Genomic DNA, 7,366 nt, shown 5'->3' with positions numbered 1-7,366 from the left:
TTCCAGAACATTCTTTTAAATATATAAAGACTTTTGGGCTAATCCGCGTTCGCTCGCCACTACTTACGGAATCTCTTCGATTTCTTTTCCTCCGGGTACTTAGATGTTTCAGTTCTCCGGGTTTGCTCTCCAATAAATTGGAGTGACATGTCTTCAACATGCCGGGTTGCCCCATTCGGACATCTGCGGATCAATTCGTGTGTGCCGATCCCCGCAGCTTTTCGCAGCTTACCGCGTCCTTCTTCGCCTCTGAAAGCCTAGGCATCCGCCATACGCCCTTAACGATTTCTTTCCTATTTTATTAATTACTCAAGCACTCGCAAGTGCTCGGTTTTCTCTTTGTGATATTTTTACCGTTAATGTCAATGATCTTTAAATTCTTTCTGCTCGTCTGATAAATGAATATTTGTTTTGGCTCTATCCATCTTACTTTTAAATCAAACTCACAAAACTGTGGAGAATAAGGGAGTCGAACCCTTGACCTCCTGCGTGCAAGGCAGGCGCTCTAGCCAGCTGAGCTAATTCCCCCTCTAGGTGCTGTAGGCTATAGGCTACAAGCTCTAGGCAAAATGCCTACTGCTTAAAGCTTATTGCTTACCGCTTTAATTAGTAGTCTCGGGCAGGCTCGAACTGCCGACCTCTACATTATCAGTGTAGCGCTCTAACCAGCTGAGCTACGAGACTTCATTAATTTTAGTTGTCGGTTGTCGGTTTTTAGTTGTTAGTTTGAAAACTAACCTCTAATATCTAACCTCTAACTTCTTTTACTAAAATCTCTCCTCCCTGATACTAATTTCTAGTGGGTTTTGTATTTTTTTAATATAAATCAACCGAGTAAAAAACTAAAACGTTCTTTAAGTAAGTACAATTTGTACATTTAAGTACTTTGTATTTTGTTTAACGTCTAAAGACGCTCTAAAATGAGATGTTCCAGCCGCACCTTCCGGTACGGCTACCTTGTTACGACTTAGCCCTAGTTACCTGTTTTACCCTAGGCAGCTCCTGTTACGGTCACCGACTTCAGGTACCCCAGACTTCCATGGCTTGACGGGCGGTGTGTACAAGGCCCGGGAACGTATTCACCGCGCCATGGCTGATGCGCGATTACTAGCGATTCCAGCTTCATAGAGTCGAGTTGCAGACTCCAATCCGAACTGAGACCGGCTTTCGAGATTTGCATCACATCGCTGTGTAGCTGCCCTCTGTACCGGCCATTGTATTACGTGTGTGGCCCAAGGCGTAAGGGCCGTGATGATTTGACGTCATCCCCACCTTCCTCTCTACTTGCGTAGGCAGTCTCACTAGAGTCCTCAACTTAATGCTAGCAACTAGTGACAGGGGTTGCGCTCGTTGCAGGACTTAACCTAACACCTCACGGCACGAGCTGACGACAACCATGCAGCACCTTGAAAATTGTCCGAAGAAAAGTCTATTTCTAAACCTGTCAATTCCCATTTAAGCCTTGGTAAGGTTCCTCGCGTATCATCGAATTAAACCACATAATCCACCGCTTGTGCGGGCCCCCGTCAATTCCTTTGAGTTTCATTCTTGCGAACGTACTCCCCAGGTGGCTAACTTATCACTTTCGCTTAGTCTCTGAACCCTAAAGCCCAAAAACGAGTTAGCATCGTTTACGGCGTGGACTACCAGGGTATCTAATCCTGTTCGCTCCCCACGCTTTCGTCCATCAGCGTCAGTTAAGACATGGTAACCTGCCTTCGCAATTGGTGTTCTAAGTAATATCTATGCATTTCACCGCTACACTACTTATTCCAGCTACCTCTACCTTACTCAAGGCTCGCAGTATCAATGGCAGTTTCATAGTTAAGCTATGAGATTTCACCACTGACTTACGAGCCCGCCTACGGACCCTTTAAACCCAATAAATCCGGATAACGCTTGCACCCTCCGTATTACCGCGGCTGCTGGCACGGAGTTAGCCGGTGCTTATTCATACTGTACCTTCAGCTACTTACACGTAAGTAGGTTTATCCCAGTATAAAAGAAGTTTACAACCCATAGGGCCGTCGTCCTTCACGCGGGATGGCTGGATCAGGCGCTAACCCATTGTCCAATATTCCTCACTGCTGCCTCCCGTAGGAGTCTGGTCCGTGTCTCAGTACCAGTGTGGGGGATCACCCTCTCAGGCCCCCTAAAGATCACTGACTTGGTGAGCCGTTACCTCACCAACTATCTAATCTTGCGCGTGCCCATCTCTATCCACCGGAGTTTTCAATATTTAATGATGCCATCAAATATGTTATGGGGTATTAATCTTCCTTTCGAAAGGCTATCCCCCAGATAAAGGCAGGTTGCACACGTGTTCCGCACCCGTACGCCGCTCTCAAGATCCCGAAAGATCTCTACCGCTCGGCTTGCATGTGTTAGGCCTCCCGCTAGCGTTCATCCTGAGCCAGGATCAAACTCTCCATTGTATGTTTGTCTGACTCACTCAAAGTTATTAACGTTCTAGTCTTTTCCTTACTTGGTTGTTATATCTATTTTTCAATGATCTTCTTGTATCTTCCGCTTTTTACTATACCTAATTTTCTGTCGTTTTCAGTATAGATTTGCGTGTGCAAAAGTAATTATTTATTTCTAATTGACCAAAATATTTTTGACTTAATTTAAAGTTTTTTAACTAACCCTAAATCTCCTCTTTCATATCCCAATCTTCTACTCCTCTGCTCCCGTTTTACCGGACTGCAAAGATACAAATCTTTTTAAAACTCACAACTTTTATTTACTAAAAATCTAAAGTTTATTTTTTGTTTTGTCCGTAGTCTTTATACTCTATTACCTCCTTCTGCGCTACCAATTAACTCGCGTTTTTCAGTGCCGCAAAAGTAGCACCTTTTTACCCATCATTCCAAATACATTTAACATAATGTTCATATAAAACTCGTATTGTGGAGAAGTTCTCAATCTAATTTATTGATATAGTTTCATTTATAGATTAAGCCGTAGTTATCCACAGGATTCGATTATATTTTTGAAAGGTCTGGGAATGCGCGTTCGGATGGGTTTTGGAGCTTTTAATGGGACTTGAAAGGATTTCCTTTTTATATAATAGGTATACTATATATAAGGTGTGCTATAGAAAATGTTCAAATAAACCTGTTAGGTTTTGAAAACCTAACAGGTTTGAATTCGTGAGAGGCTATGCTTGAGGATGCTTTTTTATTTCCCACAGATTTTCACAGATTGGCACAGATCTTAAAATTAGGGTTTGAGCGTGGGAGGGTTGGAGAGGATGAGAGTGGGAGAGTATGAGTCTATAGCTTTATAGATCAATTTTAGGATTGGGGAAAGGAAATATGGAAGAAAGGATGTGGATTGATAAACGATTAATGTCTGGGGAAAATTCTATGACGAGAAACAGAAATAAGAACGCCCTTATCCCCTAGCCCGGATTGAAGCGGCATCCTTTTTGGGGGCGGCCGAAGCGAAGCGCAGGACGTAACCAAAAAGATAGAGCGGAAAGCCGGATGAAGCTCCTGAAATTTTTGAGTTGGAGAGTTAAAGGGTTAGAGAGTTTGGAGAGTTGGAGGCGTTGAGATTGCTTCGGCGCTTCGCTTCTCGCAATGATATCTGGGAAACAAAAAAGCAGAGTTTAATTACTCTGTTATACCTTATATATATGATACTAAAAAATTGAAATGATCTCTATTAATCCCACAGATTATTTTTCTGTAAGTTTTGTAATCTGTGGGAAAATATTTTAGCTGGTGTTTATTGATTCAATGACCAAACAGAATAGCTGTTCGGGGCGCATTGAATTTTCACCCACTTATCGCCTTGTGTCGTTGGATACCAAGTTGAGCTTCCTGTGAAGTCTTTAATTTGTTGACTTGCCCAATTGGTTTGGATCCATCTTTCCTGCCAGCTTGATGAACTGTTAATATAAACAACCAATCCTGGATTGCCGTTGTAACCGTTACGTCTGGCAATATATTCATCGTTATCCGTATACAGAATTGAAGTATTTCCGGTTGCTTTGTTGTTGTGGATCCAGATCAGGTTATTTAATCTTTCTTTATTCAGCCACTCTTCGTAATCTCTATAGAAAATCGTAGGATAGCCTTCATGAGTTAAAATATAAGCATAAGCCAACATTTTATTATTGATAATATCCGTATCGTGGTTTGAAACAAAGGTTACGGCTTTGTAAGGGTTTCTCTTCCACATCATATCGTCGTTTAATGCATTTAGGTTTCCGTTATCGAAGGCTTCATCCATTTTATAATAGGCTGCAAAATCGAAAACAGAACTGTTAGCATTATTTGCCCACCATTCCAGAGTATTCACATTAGAATCCCATAATTCTCCGACAGAAAATCCGCCAACATTGGCATTCCAGGTATTGACAACCCATGGACCGAAACCTTTAACATAATCGAATCTCCAGCCATCAAATTTCATTACGTTTTTGTAATATTTTGCGACAGAATCATCTCTGCCCCAAAGCCAGTCCTGAACGTAAGGGTTTGCATGACATAAATCCGGGAAGCCTCCAAAAGCTCCTTATCATTATTTCCGTAAGAGTTTTTGTAGAAATCATTGTAGCTTCTAGGAAATTTTCCTGATGCAACACCTGAAAAATCTGTCCATGTGTTTGTTCCTGTAAAAGGATTTGCCTGAGATTGACCGCCACTGTTATGATTAATTACGATATCTGCATAAACCTGCATATTTTCGGTATGTGCTTTTGTAATTAATGCTTCCAGTTCCATTCTTGACCCGAAACGGGTTTCAACGCTTCCATTTTGGTTAAAATTTCCAAAATCATAATAATCTGTTGGATCATAGCCCATTGAGTACGCTCCGTTTTGAGCTTTTGAAGCTGGGGGAAGCCAAATTGCATCAATTCCTGCATTTGACCAATCAGTTACTTTAGTTTTTACAGTGTTCCACCAATTTCCGCCATCAGGAACATCCCAATAAAATCCCTGCATTAAGACTCCACCGCCGGAATCCGAAACAAATTTTCCATTTACTGAACTAGCACTTCCGGTACTGAAAGGTCTACCATCGTGAGTGGTAACATTTACTGTTTTGTTATTAATCTCTAATTGTTCAGGCTTCTTATCAACAATATCGTCGTTATTCTGACAAGAATTAATAAAGCCTAATGCAAAAAAAGAAAGTAAGAAATGTGTTTTTTTCATATACAATGTTTTAATTATTAAACTAATAACTAAATTACACTTTTATTGAAATAAATTCTTATTCACGTGAAATAATTTTTGTATTAAATAATAAACTCTATCAATACATTATTTGGATCTTCATTAAAAAATCATAAACTTTGAAGATTTTCGGTACAATTTTTCCATTAATCCATATATTTGCATACTATGGAATACAATACCCAAAAAACCCAGCTTCATATGCCCGAATACGGCAGAATAATACAACAGTTGGTTGAGCGTTGCAAAGAGCTTTCTGACAGGGATGAAAGAAGCGAAATGGCGATGGCGATCATCGATTTTATGGGTCAAAGAAACCCACAACTTCGTGATGAAGACAATTATAAACATAAACTTTGGGATCATCTTTTTATTTTAGCTAATTATGATCTGGATGTAGATTCACCATATCCATTTCCTACAAGAGAGCAATTGGCAGAGAAACCAAAAACAATGGAATACCCTAAATTACAGGGAGATTTTAAATTTTACGGAAAAAGTATTCTTCAATTAATAGAAAAAGCAATAGAACTAGAACCTGGCGACGAAAAAGAAGCTTTGAAGGAGGTAATTGCCAATAATATGAAGAAATCTTATAATGTTTATAATAAAGAGCATGTTACTGATGATGTGATTTTCCGTCATTTGAAAGAGCTTTCGGATAACAGGTTGGATCTTACCAATATAGAATCTCTTGAAAAGAGTAAGATCTACTATACTACCAACAACAACCGAAACAACAATAACAGAAGCAACAGTAATAATAACAGAAACCAAAACCAGCCCAATAAAAGAAGGCACAACAATAATAACAATAACAGAAGCAACACTAACAACAATAACAGAAAGTAAATGAGTGGAACATTTCAAATAAGAGGAGGAAAAAGACTGCAAGGTGAAATTACTCCACAGGGAGCTAAGAATGAAGCTCTTCAAATTTTGTGTGCAGTTTTATTAACTGATGAAGAGGTAAGAATTAAAAACATTCCGGATATCCATGATGTCAATAGACTGATTGAAATTCTTGGAGATTTTGGTGTAAAAGTAACCAAAAACGGACATGGTGATTACACTTTCAAGGCTGATAAAGTAAACTTCGATTATATAAAATCCAACGAATTCAAAAAAGACGGAGCAAAACTTCGTGGTTCTATCATGCTAATGGGACCTATGTTGGCAAGATACGGTGAAGCTTATATGCCGACTCCTGGTGGTGACAAAATCGGAAGAAGAAGATTAGACACTCACTTTCAAGGACTTGTAGAACTTGGCGCAGAATTTCATTATGATGAAGAGGAATTCTTTTATTCATTAAAAGCTAAGGAACTTAACGGTAAATTTATTTTATTGGAAGAAGCTTCTGTAACAGGGACTGCCAATATCGTAATGGCAGCAGCTTTGGCAAAAGGTAAAACAAGAATTTATAACGCAGCGTGTGAGCCTTATCTTCAGCAACTTTGTAAAATGCTGAACAGAATGGGTGCCAATATTTCAGGGATTGGTTCTAATTTAGTAACAATTGAAGGGGTAAGCCACCTTCACGGAACTGAACATACAATGCTTCCAGACATGGTTGAGATCGGATCTTGGATCGGTCTTGCTGCTATGACAAAATCTGAAATTACCATTAAAAATGTAAACTGGAACCAACTTGGCGTTATTCCAAACACATTTAGAAAACTAGGAATTCAGCTTGAACAAAGCAATGACGATATTTATATTCCTGCTCAGGAAAATTATAAGATCCAGAAATTCATTGACGGATCTATTTTAACGATTTCTGATGCGCCTTGGCCGGGGTTCACTCCGGATTTGTTGTCTATTATTTTAGTGGTGGCAACTCAAGCAAAAGGAAGTCTTTTGGTTCATCAAAAAATGTTTGAATCAAGATTATTCTTCGTTGATAAAGTGATCGACATGGGAGCGCAGATCATTCTTTGTGATCCGCACAGAGCAACTGTGATCGGTCTTAATCAAGAAGCTCCATTAAGAGGAACAACAATGGTTTCTCCAGATATCAGAGCCGGAAATGCACTTCTTATTGCTGCACTTTCTGCGGAAGGAAAATCAATTATCCACAATATCGAGCAAATCGACAGAGGTTACGAAAATATTGACGGGAGATTGAAAGCAATCGGAGCTGATATTGAAAGAATTTAAGATAAGAAACTAGAGGT

2 protein-coding genes, 2 tRNA genes, 2 rRNA genes and 1 pseudogene (1 of these 7 only partly in view) are annotated in these 7,366 nt (G+C 39.6%); 2 read left to right on the top strand and 5 right to left on the bottom strand.

Translation table 11 applies throughout. The annotated features are described in order from the left end of the window. The 5 genes and pseudogenes from A0O34_RS13255 to A0O34_RS13235 all read right to left on the bottom strand — a co-directional run. Positions 1–292: ribosomal RNA gene (locus A0O34_RS13255) — 23S ribosomal RNA — on the bottom strand; it reaches 2,473 nt to the left of the window's first position. A gap of 162 nt (positions 293–454) precedes the next feature. Next, positions 455–528: transfer RNA gene (locus A0O34_RS13250), tRNA-Ala, on the bottom strand. 82 nt (positions 529–610) lie between these two features. Further along, positions 611–684 (bottom strand) — tRNA-Ile (locus A0O34_RS13245). A gap of 234 nt (positions 685–918) precedes the next feature. Further along, a 16S ribosomal RNA gene (locus A0O34_RS13240) occupies positions 919–2,435 on the bottom strand. The 16S and 23S rRNA genes sit together here with 2 tRNA genes alongside, the layout of an rRNA operon. A 1,297-nt stretch (positions 2,436–3,732) precedes the next feature. Next, a pseudogene (locus tag A0O34_RS13235) lies at positions 3,733–5,168 on the bottom strand (alpha-amylase). Positions 5,169–5,357: 189 nt separating this feature from the next. On the opposite strand from A0O34_RS13235, the gene A0O34_RS13230 reads away from it, so the two are divergent. Together A0O34_RS13230 and murA are read left to right on the top strand one after the other, a co-directional pair. Beyond that, on the top strand, positions 5,358–6,041 hold the full coding sequence (locus A0O34_RS13230; RefSeq protein WP_066755267.1) for a DUF4290 domain-containing protein: 684 nt from the start codon (positions 5,358–5,360) through the stop codon (positions 6,039–6,041). Further along, positions 6,042–7,349, top strand: coding sequence for a UDP-N-acetylglucosamine 1-carboxyvinyltransferase (gene murA, locus A0O34_RS13225; RefSeq protein WP_066755266.1), 1,308 nt, complete (start codon positions 6,042–6,044; stop codon positions 7,347–7,349). Positions 7,350–7,366 lie beyond the last annotated feature (17 nt).

It is taken from the genome of Chryseobacterium glaciei, from assembly GCF_001648155.1.
GTDB classification, from domain to species: Bacteria; Bacteroidota; Bacteroidia; order Flavobacteriales; family Weeksellaceae; genus Chryseobacterium; species Chryseobacterium glaciei.
This window is presented reverse-complemented; position numbering and strand designations above follow the sequence as displayed.

Coding starts and splice junctions, on each gene's coding strand:
- A0O34_RS13230 (WP_066755267.1), top strand. CDS start 5,358: ATGGAATACAATACCCAAAAAACCCAGCTTCATATGCCCGAATACGGC.
- murA (WP_066755266.1), top strand. CDS start 6,042: ATGAGTGGAACATTTCAAATAAGAGGAGGAAAAAGACTGCAAGGTGAA.